Raw genomic sequence first — 15,115 nt, forward strand, 5'->3', positions numbered from 1 at the left:
TCACCACCCTCACCGGACACACCGGTTCCGTCTTCGGCGTCGCCTTCTCCCCCGACGGCCACCTCATCGCCTCCGCCGGCGCCGACCGCACGGTCAGACTCTGGGACGTACGCCGCCACCGACTCCTCACCACCCTCACCGGACACACCGGTTCCGTCTTCGGCGTCGCCTTCTCCCCCGACGGCCACCTCATCGCCTCCGCCGGCGCCGACCGCACGGTCAAGCTCTGGGACGTACGCCGCCACAGACTCCTCACCACCCTCACGGGCCATCAGGACTTCGCGAACGCCGTCGCGTTCAGCCCGGACGGCGCGACGCTGGCGGCCGGCGGCGACGACCTGACCGTGCGGCTGTGGGACGTGGCGGACCGCAGAGGGCGCGCTGTGCTGCGCGGCCACACGGGCTCGGTGCGCGGTGTGGCGTACAGCCGGGACGGGCGGACGCTCGCGAGCAGCGGCAACGACGGGACGGTTCGTCTGTGGGACACAGCGGACCACCGGGGCAGAGCGACCCTTGCGGGCCACAGCGGTGCGGTGCGGGCGGTCGCCTTCGGGCCGGGCACGGGCGCCGGGGTGGACGGCGGGCTGCTCGCGAGCAGCGGCAGTGACGGCACCGTGCGCCTGTGGGACACCGGTCGGCACCGGCTCACCGCCACGCTCACCGGCCACAGCGGCGCGGTGTGGGGCGTCGTCTTCGATCCGCGGACACACCAGCTGATCAGCAGCAGCAACGACGGCACCGTACGGCTGTGGAACACCGACGTCAGGGCTGTTTCCCAGGGCGTTTCCCGTTTCCTGCCGCACCAGGAGACAGCTGGATCCTCGACAGCCGCGGGCTTCACCACCCAGGCTCGAAGGGCCGGACCGAACGGACCGGAGCCGCCACACCGTAAGCCTGACGGAAACTGAACGGGGATCAGAAGCATGCGCAACCGATGGAGAGCGGCAACCGCGGCGGCAGCCGTCGCGCTGTCGCTCGTCGCCTGGCCGGCGGAGCGACCGGCACAGGCGGCGGAGCGACCGGGACAGGCGGCGACGCCGGGTACGACGGCCGCCGAAGGGTGCGACGTTCTCGCACCGGGAGCCTCGGTGGCCGCCGAGAAGGCGGTACGGACCGCCTGTTCGCAGATCGGCGTCTGGTACTCGTGGGGCGGCGGCCACGGCCCGGCTCCGGGTCCCACGTACGGGGTGGTGGACCCCACCGACCCCGCCAGCGAACACGACCCGCAGCGGCGGGGCTTCGACTGCTCGGGACTGGTCAGGTACGCCTACGCCGAGGCGACCGGCCGGGACATCCTGAACGGCACGGCCCACAGCCAGTACAACTCCCCGCACGCGACGGCCCGCTTCGGCGCCGCCGACGGGACCGGGCCGCTGGTCCCCGGTGATCTGCTGGTCTACGGGAACGCCCGCAAGGTCCACCACGTCGCGATCTACCTCGGTGCCGGAAAGATGGTCGAGGCGAGGCAGTCCGGCACCCGGATCACGGTCAGCGATGTGCGCCTGGGCGGCGACTGGTTCGGTGCTGTACGTGTCAACGGCTCTCCGGGGCAGGGCACGTTCAGCACGTGGGGCACGGATGTCTGGACGCATGCCGAGGCGTCCACGACGAGCGCGCGGGTGCACAGGTTCGCCGGGCCGACGTCCGTGCACGTCGAGTGCCAGAAGCACGCCCAGTCCGTCACCGCCGAAGGCATCACCAACGACGCCTGGTCCTATCTGCCGGACCACAAGGCGTGGATCACCAACATCTACATCAAGGGCCCGGCCTGGCTCGACGGCGTGCCCACCTGTCCGTAGGACGCACCACACCTCAAGGAGAAATCATGAACCCGAAGCTGAACCTTGCCAAGAAGCTCGCGATCACCGTCGCCGCGACCGCTCTGACGGCCGGCCTGGCGGGCGTGACCGCTCCGGCCACCGCCGCACCCGCCGGGCCCGCCGCCGAGTGCGGGGTCCGCTCGGACGGCAAGCTGTACTGCGGCAACCGGGCCGGAGCCAAGGGCTACGAGCACCGTTCGTACGCCTCGGCGGTGCGCGGCCGGATGAACACGACGTTCAGCTGGTTCCAGTGCTGGGGCCGTGGCGACAGCCACCCGGGCGGCAACAACATCTGGTACTGGACCAAGCTGGACAACGGCCAGTGGGGCAACATGGCGGCCGTGGACGTCCACACCTCGGTGGACCCGGCACCCGGCCTGCGCGAGTGCTGACCGCACTCACGCACTGAACAGCGGGCCGCCCCCAGCGGATGAGGGGCGGCCCGCTCCATGCGTCCGGCGGGACCGATCCGCCCTAGGCCGCGATGGCCACGGCAGCTTTGCTGAGCGCCGGTTCGGCGGCGGGGGCGGGGCTGTCGGCGAAGACGACGAGCCGCAGGACCGCGAAGCGGCCGATGCCCGCCAGTGCGGAAGCCGTGAGGTAGACCGCCTGCTCGGTCAGGACCGAGGGCGAGGACCGGACGGCGTACAGGGCGAAGAGGGCGCCGGTCGTGAAGGCGTAACTCACCAGGACCGTGAGGCCGGACTGCAGATGGACGCCCCAGCCGCCGCGTCCGCTGCGGAAGGACACCCGGCCGTGCAGTTCGGTGGCGATCAGGGTGGACACGACGGTGACCAGGGCGTTGGCGACGGCCAGCGGCATCCGGTCGGCGAGCAGCAGGAGCACACCGCTGGAGGCCAGCCCGACGCCGCCGCCGCAGACGACGAAACGTACGAAGGCCGCGATCATCGGCGGGAGCGGACGCGGGTGCGTGCGGGTCGTCACGGAAAGCCTCCGGGGAGCGGTTGAACCGTTACTGCGATTCCACTCCACGACCCGGTGATCGGGCATCACCCGGAGGACGGGGGCCCACCCCTGACTCGTGTAGGGGTTGACCCCACCACGGCCCTGGGGCAGGCCGCGGTGGGCGGCGCGCCGGGACACACACCGGCGGCCGGGTCGGTGCACGGGATCCGTGGCTCTCTGCGCCAGGGTTGGGCGAGCGAACCCACCACGAGGAGAGCCGCCGATGCCCACGACGACGTACCGCTACGACACGTTGAACGCCCTGTTCCTCAACTGCACGCTCAAGCGCTCGCCCGAGGTCAGCAACACGGAGGGGCTGATCGACAGGAGCCGGGGCGTGATGGAGAACAACGGGGTCACGACCGAGGTGATCCGCGCCGTCGACCTCGACATCGCCACCGGTGTGTGGCCGGACATGACGGAGCACGGATGGGAGTCCGACGCCTGGCCACGGCTGTACGAGCGCGTCATGGCGGCCGACATCCTCGTGCTGTGCGGGCCGATCTGGCTGGGTGACAACAGCTCCGTGATGAAGCAGGTGATCGAGCGGCTGTACGCGTGCTCCAGCATCCTCAACGACCGGGGACAGTACGCCTATTACGGCAGGGTCGGCGGCGCTCTCGTCACCGGCAACGAGGACGGAGTCAAGCACTGCGCCATGAACGTCCTCTACAGCCTCCAGCACCTCGGCTACACCGTCCCGCCGCAGGCCGACGCGGGCTGGATCGGCGAGGCGGGCCCCGGGCCCTCCTACCTGGACCCGGGCTCGGGCGGTCCCGAGAACGACTTCACCAACCGCAACACGGCCTTCATGAGCTGGAACCTGATGCACGTCGCAGCGATGCTGAAGCAGGCGGGCGGCATCCCCGCCCACGGAAACCAGCGCTCGGCGTGGGACGCCGGCTGCCGGTCGGACTTTCCCAACCCCGAGCACCGCTGAACGCCGCGCCCACGCCGTCAGCACGGCGAGCACCGCTGCACGCCCCCGAACGCCATCACCGCGCAGCGAAAGCCGCGCAACGAAAAAAGAACCACAGAAAAAAGACGCACAGCTCAAACCGGCAGAAACAGGGAATCAAGCAAGGAGCACGTCCGTACGGCGGGCCGCCGGCCGTCCCCTGCTTGTGCCGGGGGCGGCCGGCAGACTGGTCAAAAGGAGCCGGAGTCATGACGACGAACGACAACCGCACGGTCACCGCGGACAGCGAGGCTCCCGTGCACCGGGAACACGACGACCAGTCCTGGCAGGCGTCGGACGCGGCGCAGTACCACGCCGCGCAGGCCGCCCTCGAAGCGGTCCGGCCCCCGGAGCCCGCGGAGAAGGCGCTCAAGAAGGAACTCAACCAGCTCTGGCACACCTTCGAGACCCGCCCGGTGATCGGCCTGGCGCGCAGCATCGTCATGACGCTGGGAAACTGCACTCATGAGGAGGCGTTCCAGGTCCTGGTGGACGTCTCCCGGTACACCAACATCGAGCTCCGCGAGATCGCGCAGCGCCTCGTCGACAGCGTTGACGGACCGCCCCCCAGCGGTCCGCTGCGCACGGCTCTGCACAACGCGTTCGAACGGCTCGACGCCGGCACCGTCCGTCCCGACACCGCCGTGTGAGCAGGGGCCCGCCCCTGTCCGCGCGGATGCGGGGCGGGCCCGATCTCTCGGTGACGGGGCGGCTCGGGGCCGACGGGGAGGCGGAAACGCCGTCTCCGCCGGGCAGGGGTGAGGCGTGGTCACGCCGAGGCGGGGCCCTCGGGTTCGCCGCTCCTGTCGCGGTGGCTGAGGGCGCGCTGGGTCCGGCTGAGTACGCTGCCCAGGGAGCGGCCGCGCAGGGCGGCCCGGGCCGCGTTGGCGCCCGGAGCACCGTGGACACCGCCGCCGGGGTGTGCGCAGGCCGAGGCGAGGTAGAGCCCCTGGACGGGCGTTTCCGGGCGCCCCGTGCCGGGGACCGGGCGGAAGACGAGCTGCTGGTGGATGGCGGTGGTGCCGCCGTTGATCGCGCCGCCGTGCAGGTTCGCGTTCATCGATTCCAGCGTCGGAGGGGCGAGGACGCGACGGGCCAGGATCCGCGACCGGAAGCCCGGCGCGTACCGCTCGACCTGGGCCTCCACCCGGTCCGCCATCGCTTCCTGCTCGCCCTTGTCCCATACGCCCGTCAGGCCGTCGTCGCCCGCGTCGCCTTTGATCCGGTGCGGAACATGGGTGTACGCCCAGGCCGACTCTGTTCCCGCCGGTGAACGGGAGGCATCGGCCGTCGTCATCTGGCCGAACAGCGCGAAGGGCCGGTCGGGCACCTGGCCCGTCGCGATCTGCGCGGCGAACCGGGTGAGGGCGTCGACGCCGTCGGCCAGGTGCACGGTGCCGGCCGTCGACGCTTCCGCCGCGGTCCACGGCACGCGGCCGTCGAGGGCCCAGTCGACCTTGAATGTGGCGAAGTCCCACTGGAAGCCGCGCAGGTCCCTGACGAACCGGCTGGGCAGGTGCCGTACGTCGACCAGTCCCCCGTAGAGATCCGGCACGGCCACGTCCGCCAGCACGGCCCGCCGCGCCGGCACCGTCTCGCCGCCCGCGGTGCGCACGGCAACGGCGCGGCCCGCCCGCACGACGATCTCGACGACGCGCTCGCCGCACCGTACGGCCCCGCCGCGCTCCTCCAGGCGTCGTACGAGCGCCGCCGTGAGCTCGCCCGCGCCACCGGCCGGTACGGGGAACCCGTAACTCTGGCCGAGCATGGACATGAGCCACCCGAAGCCGCCGCTGCCCGCCGCCTCCGGGGCGAGGTCGGCGTGCAGGGCGTTGCCCGCGAGCAGCAGCCTGCCCGCCTCGCCCTCGAACTCCTCCTCGCCCAGGCGGCGTACGGGCAGCAGCAGCGTCCGGGCGAGACGCAGTCCGCCCGCGCCGCGCAGCCTGGCCGCGAGCCGGACGGCGGAACGCACCGGCGGGAAGGGGGTGAAGAGGGAGGCGAGGATGTCGGGGCCGAGCCGGTCCCAGACCTCGCACAGTCCCTGCCACGCCGCTCCGTCGCCGGCGGCGAAGGCATCCAGCCCGGCGGCGGTGTCCGCGGTACGGCGCCGCAGGACCGCGCACCGGCCGCCGTCCAGCGGATGCGCCAGCACGCTGGGGGCGTGACTCCAGCGCAGCCCGTACTCGTGGAGGCGCAGGCGGGCCAGGACGGGGGACGCGGCGGCCAGGGGGTAGAAGGCGCTGAAGAGGTCGCTGACGTAGTCGGGGTGGACTCCCCGGTCGCTGCGTACCGCTCCCCCGGGCTCGGGCTGGGCTTCGAGGACCTCGACGGTCCACCCGGCGTCGGCCAGCACATTGGCGGCGACGAGCCCGTTGGGGCCCCCGCCGATCACTACGGCGTCCGGCATCGCTGCCTCCTGTTGACGCTGGGCCGCGCGGGTTCAGGACGGAGCGCCGGCGCGCCGCCGCGTCCCCTCTACGACCTTGGCCAGTCTGCCCAGCATGCTGCGGTGGCGCAGCTGGATCAGGGCGTCGAGCGCCGCGTTGTGCAGCGCGCCGCCCACTCCGCGCAGGGGGTGCTCGTCGAGGATGACCAGGGCGTGGTCCCCCCAGGGGCGGACCTCAATGGCGATCCGCGCGGTGCCGAGCGCACCGCTGTCGACTTCGAGTTCGAGCTCGTGCGGTGGTACGGCCCGGCGGACGATCGTCCTGCCCGTCAGCGTCCAGGGCCCGATGCACACGGTGTACTCGATCGACGCTCCCACGTCCGGCCAGTGGCCGTCGGCGGGCCGTGAGTCCGACGTGCCGACGACCCAGTCGCTGTACCGCGCCCCGTCCGCCAGGACCTCCCACACGGCCTCGGGTGAGGTACGGATCAGCTGATGACGTACAGCCATGGGTCCTCCAACGCCTCGAGAGAAACGATCACCGGCCCCCGAGTGCCCACCCTAGGGCGGCGTACGCCCGTCGACCTCCCGGAGGCGCGGACGGGCCCGGCAGGTGGCCTCCGCACGTACCCCCGCGGAGCCCGCCTGCCGCTCGCGGTCGTCGGTGAGGCAGGTGTCGCGATCGCCGACGCCGAGGGGCTGGCCGCGCTCTCGATGCGCGGCGTCGCGGCCCGGCTGGGCGTCGCCGCCATGTCGCCGCACCGCTATGTGACCAGCAAGGACGACCTCGTCCTGCTCATGGCCGACGCGGTGTACGGAGAACTGTCCCACCCGTCGGACGCCGACGCCCCCGAAGGCTGGCGGGCCCGGCTGGAACTGAGCTCACACACGCTGTGGTCGCTCTACCGCCGCCACCCCTGGCTCGCACACATCAGTCCCCTCACCCGGCCCTTGATGCTGCCGAACCTGATGGTCCACGCCGAGTGGGCGCTGGGCGCGCTGGACGGTCTCGGCCTCACCCCCGAGACCATGATGAATCTGCACGTGCTGGGCTACGGCTTTTTGCACGGCATGGCGGCCGACCTGGAACGGGAGGCTCAGGCCGAGGCTGCCACCGGCCTCTCGGAGAGCGACCGGATGGACCACCAGACACCCGCGCTGGAGGCGTTGGCGGCTTCCGGCGACTACCCGGCGTTCACCAGGGTCGCGGAGGCCCTGGCCGGCGGCTACGACCTGGACCTGGACGTGCTGTTCGAGCTGGGCCTGACCGCGCTGCTGGACGGTTTCGCCGTCGTCATCGAGGGGCGATCAGTCGCCTCGCCCTGAGGACGCCGACGCCTCAGGCGCCCAGGTAGTGGAAGCCGGGACGCGGATGCATGAGGAAGTCGTGGTGCGAGATGTTCCACGCGTACGCGCCGGCGAGCGAGAAGGCCACCCGGTCGCCCGCCCGCAGCCCCGCCGCCGGGACCTCGCGGGCCAGGACGTCCTTCGGAGTGCACAGCTGGCCGGTGAGGGTGACGAGGTCCCGGCGGGCCGCCGAGCGCGGCCAGGGGTGCGGCCAGTCGTCCACCGGGAGTACGGAACACGGCTGGTCGTGGCCCTTCGTGGCCGGAGTGCGCAGATGGTGCGTGCCGCCGCGTACGACCGCGAACTCCTCGCCGTGGCTGTGCTTCACGTCCAGCACCTCGGTGGCGTACCAGCCGCAGTACGCGGTGAGTGCGCGTCCCGGTTCTATACGGATCGTCAGTTCCGGGTGCGCGTCCGCCAGTTCGCCGAGTCCCTTGCCGTACGCCGCCCAGTCGAAGCGGCGCTCCGGCTCCGCGTAGTCCACCGTCATGCCGCCGCCGACGTTGACCTCCGCGAGCCGCACGCCGTGCCGGTCCGCCAGAGCGGTGGCCCAGCCGACTGTGGACTCCGCCACCGCCAGCAGCGGCGCGGCCTCCAGGCCGCTGGCGAGGTGGGCGTGGACGCCCCGCAGCTGCAGCTGGGGATACCTGCCGTCGGTGAGGAGACGTACGGTCTCGTCGGCCTCCGCCGGGTCGAGTCCGAACGGCGTCGGGCGGCCGCCCATCGTCAGCGAGCTGTTCTGCAGGGAGCCGTCCGGCACCGGCAGGTTGAAGCGCGGGAGCACCGCCACCCGCGCGTCGGGGGCCGTTCGCGCGGTCAGCTCGGCCAGCATCCGCAGTTCGTAGGTGCTCTCCACGTGGAAGCGGCGTACGCCGAGCTCCAGCGCGGTCGTGATCTCCGCAGGTGTCTTGCCGGGGCCGCCGAAAGCCAGTGGATGTCCGGGGACGGCCTGGTGGACGTGGGTGAGTTCGCCGCCGGAGGAGACTTCGTAGCCGTCCACGAACGGGGCGAGCGCCGTCAGGATCTCCGGGTCCGGGTTGGCCTTGGCGGCGTAGTACAGCTCGATCCGCCGGGGCAGGGCGGCCCGTACCGCTCCGGCGTGTTCGCGCAGCGCCGCCACGTCGTAGAGGTACGCGGGGAGCCCGGCCGGGGGGAGGGAAAGGGCGCGGGCACGTACCGCGGGGGTGGGGTAGGTCATCGGGCGTTCCAAGGGGTGTCGGTGCCGGCCGCCCCGGAGAGGACGTCCTCGGCGAGCGGTGAGGGGAGCCGAACGTAACCGGCCTCGCGGTCGGGCTTGCGCTCCCAGCGGGTGAGCAGGTTGGTCTTGGCGGGCAGCGGCACTCCCGCGAGCAGGGCGGCGAGCCGGGGCGGGCAGCCGTACCGGCTCGCGTGGGTCCGCAAGCTCGCGCGGACCTTCGCCCACAGGGCGGGCTCGGTGTCCGGATGCAGGTCGGCCAGGGCGGCGAGCATCTCGGCGACGTGGTTGACCAGCAGGCAGTAGACCACCCGGTCCCAGCCCCGCTCCGCGTCGTACGTCATGGGGCCGGCGACATCGGCCGGGAGCGCGGCGAGCGCGTCCGCGTGGTGCTCCGGAAGGAGTTTTGTGCCTTCCAGGTCACGCAGGAGCACCTGGGCGGGCATGCCGTCGTCGTCGACGCAGACGACGACGTTCTGCAGGTGCGGCTCCAGGACCAGGCCGTGGTCGAAGTAGGCGGCGAGGACGGGCGGGACGAGCAGGTCGAGATACGCCTCCCACCAGTCCAGCGCGACCTGCGGGCCGGCCCCGCCGATGAGGTGGGAGATGTGGGCGGGGCCCGTCGGGTACTCGTCGGCCACGGCTGCGGCGAGCAGCGCCGTGGTGCCGGGCAGCCGGCGTCGCGACAGGCCTTCGCGGACGATCACGCCGAAGCCTTCGAGCAGATCGAGGTCCGGTACGCCGTCGGGGCCCGGGAGGGCGAGGCTGCGGTAGGCGGGCTCGCGGAGCACGGCGGCGCCGGGGAACCGCACGGCCAGCCCGGCGAGGACCGGGCGCAGCAGACGGGTCAGGGCGACGGCTCCCGCCAGCTCGTAACTGGCGTTTTTGCGCACGCAGTTGGTGATACGGACGTTGAGGCTGAACTTGAGGAACGTCTCTCCGTCGTACAGCGTGCGCACCGACGCCGTGGCGGCGAACGGCGTGCGTCCCTCCCCCAGATCGATGACGTCGCCGCGCTTCAGCGCCGCCCGGAGCCCGGGGTGCTCGCGCAGCAGTCCGTACTGCCATGGATGGGCCGGCAGCAGCCGGTAGCCGGCCGGGAGATCCGGGCCGGTGCCGCCGTCGTGGAGCCGGTCCAGCGGGCCGGCCGCGCCCGGCTCGGCGCATTCCTCGGCGATCAGCTCCTCGCGTACGGCCAGATGGCGCAGCGGGAAGGACGCCGCCGCTTCGGGGGCGTACGACGACCAGGCGCCGGGGGCGCCGGTGCGGGCCTTCGGGGCGGGGTGGAAACGGTGGCCGAGGAGGAGCGACTGCTCCGACGCGAGGTACGAGCCGTGCCGGTCGGCGGCCGCCGGGCGCGGTCCGGCGGCGAGCGCGGCGCTGACACCCCGGTGGCTGGAGCTGATCTGCTCCAGGAACTCCTCGTTGCGCAGGCCGGTACGGAGGGAGAGCTCGGTGTGGGCGTAGTCGGCGAGCCGTCGCCAGCCGACCTCGGTCCAGGCACCGCCCCGCTGCTCGGTCACCGGGCCGCTGAAGCGGTGGGCGCCGAGCAGCGACGTACGGCGCAGCGTGATCCGCAGGAGTACGCCGCATCTGGGGAGGCGCAGCAGCAGCCGTCCTCCGGCGACGGCGGTCTGGTGCTCGGGGCCCGACACCTCGCGCAGCAGGCAGTTCAGGAGGGTGTGCGTCACGGCCTCGTCGGCGGTGGGCAGGCCACGAGGGGCCGACGCATGGCGGGGTGCGGCGCCGGTGGGCAGTGTCATCAACGGCTCCTGCGAGGACGGTACGAACGGTGGCTCAAGGTGGTGGGATCGGCCATGAGGGCCCGTGACTACAACGGTGGCGCCGGTGAGCACCGGCGCGCCGGACGGGACCAGCCGGTGCCGCCTTCGGTGGAGTCGCGGGTGGTGGCCGGCCTCGGCCCGCTCATCTCGCGTCTCCCATCCGCCGGAGGTAGTTGGGGCCGTCGGTGTAGTGCTTGTTGATGTCGGCGGCGCCCGAGCGCTCCTTGCTGAGCAGGGTGCCCGCGGTGACCATCGCCTTGACCGGGAGCCGTGGCGCGTCCAGTACGTGGGCCCGCAGCACCGCGCCGGGCTCGCCGGGCCGGTGGCCGAGGCGTGCAACGGCTTCCGCGAGCCGGTCGCGTACGAGCCTCAGCAGCGCGTCGAGCGGCGCCCGGCCGTGCCGGGCGAGCCCGAAGGCGTACGCGCCCGCGCACAGGTGGACCGTGATGGTGGTGAACAGGTCGGTGAGCAGGCGGTCGTCGTCCGTGAAGATCCGCCGGTCGGCGAAGGCGGACGGCGCGGGGGCGTCGGCCCCGAGGGTCGCGCGCAGCCGGACGGCGTGCAGGCGTGGACCGTCGTTGTCCTTCAGCAGGAGCCGCAGCCGGGTCGCGCCCGTCGCGTCGGAGTCGAGCAGCAGGGAAATGTTCTGCTGGTGGGACTCCAGCGCGATGCCGTACCCGAAGAGTGTGGTCTGCCAGTCGAAGAGGAGGGTGAGGCAGGCGTCGAGCAGGGCGACGGGGTCGCCGCCGTAGAACCGGCCGGCGAGGTGGTCGATCACGAGTCCGCCGTCGGGTGCCTCGCTCAGCAGCGCGGCCATGGGGACGACAGCCGACGTGTCGAGCCCTGCCGGGTAGCGGCGGCAGAGTACGGCGAGGAGCTCATGACCCGCGTGGGCGTACGTCGTCTCGTCCGCCAGCAGGACCGTGTCGCCGAACCGCTCCTCGCGCGCGATCACGCATTCCAGCAGCCGCTGTCCCGCCGCGCCGTCGACGAGCGTGCCGGGCTTGATCGTACGGCGGTTGAGCCGTCCCAGGGAGGCGGTGGCGAGCGGCAGTTTGAGGTGGAGGGAGGGGTGGGCCACGAGCCCGACCGTACGCATCGACAGGGTCGGTACGGCTTCGAGGTACGGGTGGGTGGCGAGGATCGTCCGGCCGGTGAGCCCCGTCTCGCGCAGGGCGTCGCGCAGTGGGGCGCCGGCCGACAGCGGGTGGACGGGGAGGGCGAGATGGCTGCTTTCGAGGTCGGGCAGGCCGAGGAGCGCGGGGGTGGGCCAGCAGCCGGGCAGCGCCGCCCGGCCGCCGGACAGGGTGACCGCGCCCTTAGGTACGGCGATCCAGCGCAGGGCGAAGCGCGGGTGGACCTCCGGTGCGTAGGCACGGAGTTGCGCGCGGCCGAAACCGGACCGGCCGCGCGCGGTCGGGTAGACGGGGTGATCGAGACGGGCGGCGAGGGTGTCATGGGCGAGGCCGCCGTCCAGGCCGGTCCAGTCGGCCGGCTCCGGGCCGTACCGGGCGGTGAGGGCCTCGGTGACCTCCGCGCGCGTCTCGGTGTGCAGACGGACGGTGTCGAGGGTCTGCCGGCACTCCTCGGCGAAGTGGTCGAAGCCGCCCCGGTCGGCGGGGTCGGCCAGGGCGCGGAGCGCCGCGACGACCTCGTCGGTGCTGGTCAGTTCCGCGCCGTCGGACTCCCGTCTGAGCAGCGGCAGCCGGGCGACGTCCGCGCACTGGAAGCCGTCGTCGGCGACCGGGAGCAGCAGCGCGTCCCCCTCGCTGCCGGCCAGCCGCAGCCAGCGGCCGTCCGGCAGCTTTTGGGGCGTGCTGCGCGTCCGCAGGCCAACGACGTCCTCGCGCAGGAGCGCGCTGAGGACCCGCAGCAGCAGTCCGGCTTCGTCTGCGTCGGGCGCGGCGGTCGCGCGCCGCTCCGTGGCGGCGGTCATGGTGTGAACTCCCAGCGCTGCCCGGAGAGGAAGCCCGTCACGGCCCGGTCGACGCTTTCCTGATCGTCGCCGACGGCCCGGAGCGCTCCGATGTAGTCGCGGTTGGTGTGGTGCAGTTCGTGCCGCTCCCCGACTTCGCGCAGGGGCCGGTAGGCCAGTCGTACGCCGTCCACGCACAGGTCGGCGGCCGGCGGCGCCGCGACAAGGGTCCCCGCGCTGTGCGCGCACGCATAGTCGACGCGGGCCCGCCCGTCGGAGCGGGCTCCGAGGTCGACGGGAAGCGGCTCGCCCAGGTGTGTACGCAGGATGTGTTCGAACAGCGGGATGCCGAGGAGTTCTCGCAGCAACAGGTCGCACTGGTCGCCGATCACCCGGTAGTTGACCTCGATGATGCGCGCCCGGCCTTCGTGGACCACGAACTCGGTGTGGCAGGCGCCGAATCCGACGCCGAGCGCGTCGAGCTGCGCGCACACCTGGGCCAGGACGGACTCGGGGTGCGCGGGGACGTACGTGAGACGCGTCTCGGTGAAGTACGGCGGCTCGGACACCTCGGTGTGGAAGCCGCCCAGCACATGACGCAGCCGGCCGTCGCCGAGGGTTTCCAGCGTGTAGAGCTCCCCGGCGAGGTACTCCTCGACGACCAGCGCCGCTTGCGGCCGCCTGGCCTGTATCTCCTCGCAGCGCAGGACCAGTTCGTCGTCCGACCGGGCCATTACTACGTCCTCGCTGGCCACGCCCTCCCGGGGTTTGACCACACAGGGGTAGGGGACGGCGCGTGCCCGCAGGTCCACGGGGTCCTGGCCGGCGGCGAGTTCGGCCGACCACACGGCGTCGGCCCCGGCGGCCGCGAGGTGCCTGCGCATCTCTGCCTTGTCCTTGGTGCGCAGGGTGGCCCGCCAGTCCTTGCCTGGCAGGCCGAAGTACGCGGCGGCCAGGGCCGCTTGGGTCTGGAGGTGGTCGCTGTTGGTGAAGACCCCGTCGGCGGGGTGGTGGGTGGCGATCCGGGTGATGACGGCGCGGTGGTCGCGTACGTCGCACTCCAGGATCTCGATGTCCGGAGCACGGCGACGGTGGGGCTCGGGCTGGTCGGTGAGCAGGGTGATGCCGATACCGAGCTCGCGGGCGGCGGGGAGGAAGCCCTCGGAGACGGAGTCGGTCGGGTTGAGGGCAAGCAGGTACATCCGCACAGGCGGGAGCCCCTTCCGGGCCGGGGTGGGGAGGTTCGGTCGCGCCGGGCGGAGGCGGTCCGTCAGCACGCGGGCGCCGACGGCAAAGCGCGGGATCCACCGGGCGGTTGTGGAGGGGGAGGAGCACCCGGCGCGGCCCCCGGCTCGTTCATGGACACGAGGCGAAGGTTAGGTTAGGCCTACCTAAGCCTGTCAACTTCGCATGCGGGCCCACCGCATGGCCCATCCCGCGATCGCATCCCCGCCCACCTGTGACTAAGGTGAGCCTTCCCTTACATCGAACGATCTTGGACGGGAGTCGACGATGCATGCCCCGGCACCCACCGCGCCTGCACCGGGCGCGAGTTGCGCCGCACCACTGGCCGAAACGTACCGACGCCTGGCGCGCGTCTGCGGATCGCTGCGCGTGGAGGTCGCGCGGACGGCGCACCCCGCCGAGGGATGGACCGACGGAGCGCGCCTGGTGGCGGAACCGGGGCGGCTCGACGACTTCGTCGGCGCGGAGTCCCTGCGCATCGAGGCCGCGCACGGCCACACCGCCCGCCCCCACGTCGCCGCCTCCAGGGCGCTGCACCACTACCTCTGGTCGGTCTGCCTGCTGATGAGCGGCCCGTGGTACCTGGAGCGCCGGGTGCCCCGGCTCCGCCCGCAGGACGTGCACATCGAGCCCGCCACCGGGGACTTCGCCGTGGTGCCGGGGGCGTTCACCTGCCTCCCGGGCGACCCGGCGGCCGGGTCGCCCGGCGTACACGTCGTACCGGACGAGGAGGCGCTGCGCGCCGAGCTGCGCGCCGCGTCGGCCGGACACATGCGCCCACTGCTCACCGCGCTCGCACCCCGGCTGCGCCGCGCGCCCAGGGTGCTGTGGGGCATGGCGGGTGACGACCTGATCTCCGGGATCTGGTACGTCGGCCGCATGCTCGGTGAGGAGGACCGGGCGGTCCGCGCCGCCACCGAGCTGCTCCCCGGGCCGGTCGCACCGTTCCCGGGCGGCGCCGACTTCCGCCGCCTGCGCGACAGCGGCGGACTGCCGCACACGACCCGCACCAGGGTGGGCTGCTGTCTCTACTACACGATCCGCCCCGACGACGCGTGTCTGACCTGCCCGCGCGTCTGCGACAGCGAGCGCCTGGAGAGGCTTACCGCATCGCGCCGGTAGAGCCGGCGCCGTACTTCACCGGCAGTGCGGCCGGCCGGCCCGCTGTCCGCGTGGCTCATTGCCGTGGCTCAGGCCCCCAGTAGTCCGGGCCGCCGCCCCGCCAGTCGATCAGCGGGGACACCACGGCTTCGGTGTCCTCCATGCCGAGCCCGGCGCGATTCAGGAACTCGACGAGATCGGGCAGGCCCGACGCGAGGCCGAAGTCCTCACCACGCACGGTCACGCGACGGCCGCTGTCGCCGAGCGGGGGATGAACGATCACAGGCATGTGTCCGGACATGGGTCCAGCGTCCCCCCGGACGGCCCTGGACGCATCCGGACAGCGGTACGCCGCCCTGCCCCTGCGGCCGGGAACCACTCCCCCGGGTGCACCCGCA

Annotated in this window: 15 protein-coding genes; 7 read left to right on the forward strand and 8 right to left on the reverse strand. The window is 72.7% G+C overall.

The genetic code is table 11. The features are described 5' to 3' along the window. The 3 genes from ACWIHY_RS06940 to ACWIHY_RS06950 all read left to right on the forward strand — a co-directional run. Window positions 1-908 (forward strand): WD40 repeat domain-containing protein (locus ACWIHY_RS06940; protein ID WP_454374573.1); only part of this gene is annotated, 908 nt, incomplete at its 5' end. Between the two features lie 15 nt (window positions 909-923). Beyond that, complete coding sequence (locus ACWIHY_RS06945; protein ID WP_454374574.1) at window positions 924-1,799, forward strand: C40 family peptidase; 876 nt, start codon at window positions 924-926, stop codon at window positions 1,797-1,799. A gap of 26 nt (window positions 1,800-1,825) precedes the next feature. Beyond that, window positions 1,826-2,212 carry a hypothetical protein gene (locus ACWIHY_RS06950; protein ID WP_454374575.1) on the forward strand — a complete coding sequence of 129 codons (387 nt, stop codon included), beginning with the start codon at window positions 1,826-1,828 and terminating at the stop codon, window positions 2,210-2,212. Between the two features lie 82 nt (window positions 2,213-2,294). On the opposite strand, the gene ACWIHY_RS06955 is transcribed toward ACWIHY_RS06950, so the two are convergent. Then, window positions 2,295-2,729, reverse strand: a complete 435-nt coding sequence (locus ACWIHY_RS06955) for a hypothetical protein (RefSeq protein ID WP_454374774.1) — start codon at window positions 2,727-2,729, stop codon at window positions 2,295-2,297. Window positions 2,730-3,009: 280 nt separating this feature from the next. On the opposite strand from ACWIHY_RS06955, the gene ACWIHY_RS06960 reads away from it, so the two are divergent. Both ACWIHY_RS06960 and ACWIHY_RS06965 read left to right on the forward strand, forming a co-directional pair. Next, window positions 3,010-3,726: a flavodoxin family protein gene (locus tag ACWIHY_RS06960; RefSeq protein WP_454374576.1), complete on the forward strand. Its 717-nt coding sequence runs from the start codon at window positions 3,010-3,012 to the stop codon at window positions 3,724-3,726. A 227-nt stretch (window positions 3,727-3,953) separates the two neighbouring features. Continuing rightward, window positions 3,954-4,394, forward strand: coding sequence for an ANTAR domain-containing protein (locus ACWIHY_RS06965; RefSeq protein WP_454374577.1), 441 nt, complete (start codon window positions 3,954-3,956; stop codon window positions 4,392-4,394). Between the two features lie 119 nt (window positions 4,395-4,513). Here the strand turns inward: ACWIHY_RS06965 and ACWIHY_RS06970 are convergent, their stop codons facing one another. Further along, on the reverse strand, window positions 4,514-6,151 hold the full coding sequence (locus ACWIHY_RS06970) for a phytoene desaturase family protein (protein ID WP_454374578.1): 1,638 nt from the start codon (window positions 6,149-6,151) through the stop codon (window positions 4,514-4,516). A 33-nt stretch (window positions 6,152-6,184) separates the two neighbouring features. After that, entirely contained in the window at window positions 6,185-6,640 is a 456-nt protein-coding gene (locus ACWIHY_RS06975; protein WP_454374579.1) for an SRPBCC family protein, read from the reverse strand. Between ACWIHY_RS06975 and ACWIHY_RS06980 the strand changes: the two genes are divergently transcribed. Next, a complete protein-coding gene (locus tag ACWIHY_RS06980; RefSeq protein WP_454374580.1) occupies window positions 6,626-7,456 on the forward strand; it encodes a TetR/AcrR family transcriptional regulator in 831 nt (276 codons plus the stop codon). The genes ACWIHY_RS06975 and ACWIHY_RS06980 overlap by 15 nt on opposite strands. Before the next feature lie 13 nt (window positions 7,457-7,469). Here ACWIHY_RS06980 and ACWIHY_RS06985 read toward each other — a convergent pair whose 3' ends face one another. From ACWIHY_RS06985 to ACWIHY_RS07000, 4 genes are all read right to left on the reverse strand, one after another. After that, complete coding sequence (locus tag ACWIHY_RS06985) at window positions 7,470-8,675, reverse strand: type III PLP-dependent enzyme (RefSeq protein WP_454374581.1); 1,206 nt, start codon at window positions 8,673-8,675, stop codon at window positions 7,470-7,472. Then, window positions 8,672-10,435, reverse strand: a complete 1,764-nt coding sequence (locus ACWIHY_RS06990) for an IucA/IucC family protein (RefSeq protein ID WP_454374582.1) — start codon at window positions 10,433-10,435, stop codon at window positions 8,672-8,674. Before ACWIHY_RS06990 ends, ACWIHY_RS06985 begins: the two co-directional genes overlap by 4 nt. Window positions 10,436-10,598: 163 nt before the next feature. Then, the gene (locus ACWIHY_RS06995) at window positions 10,599-12,392 is read right to left on the reverse strand and encodes an IucA/IucC family protein (RefSeq protein ID WP_454374583.1); all 1,794 of its coding nucleotides are present in this window, start codon (window positions 12,390-12,392) and stop codon (window positions 10,599-10,601) included. Then, window positions 12,389-13,579, reverse strand: a complete 1,191-nt coding sequence (locus tag ACWIHY_RS07000) for an ATP-grasp domain-containing protein (RefSeq protein ID WP_454374584.1) — start codon at window positions 13,577-13,579, stop codon at window positions 12,389-12,391. The genes ACWIHY_RS06995 and ACWIHY_RS07000 overlap by 4 nt, the downstream gene beginning before the upstream one ends. 304 nt (window positions 13,580-13,883) lie before the next feature. Between ACWIHY_RS07000 and ACWIHY_RS07005 the strand changes: the two genes are divergently transcribed. Beyond that, complete coding sequence (locus ACWIHY_RS07005; RefSeq protein WP_454374585.1) at window positions 13,884-14,738, forward strand: (2Fe-2S)-binding protein; 855 nt, start codon at window positions 13,884-13,886, stop codon at window positions 14,736-14,738. 55 nt (window positions 14,739-14,793) lie between these two features. On the opposite strand, the gene ACWIHY_RS07010 is transcribed toward ACWIHY_RS07005, so the two are convergent. Continuing rightward, on the reverse strand, window positions 14,794-15,018 hold the full coding sequence (locus ACWIHY_RS07010; protein WP_454374586.1) for a hypothetical protein: 225 nt from the start codon (window positions 15,016-15,018) through the stop codon (window positions 14,794-14,796). Window positions 15,019-15,115: the final 97 nt, after the last annotated feature.

It is taken from the genome of Streptomyces sp. NPDC055287 (assembly GCF_053646035.1).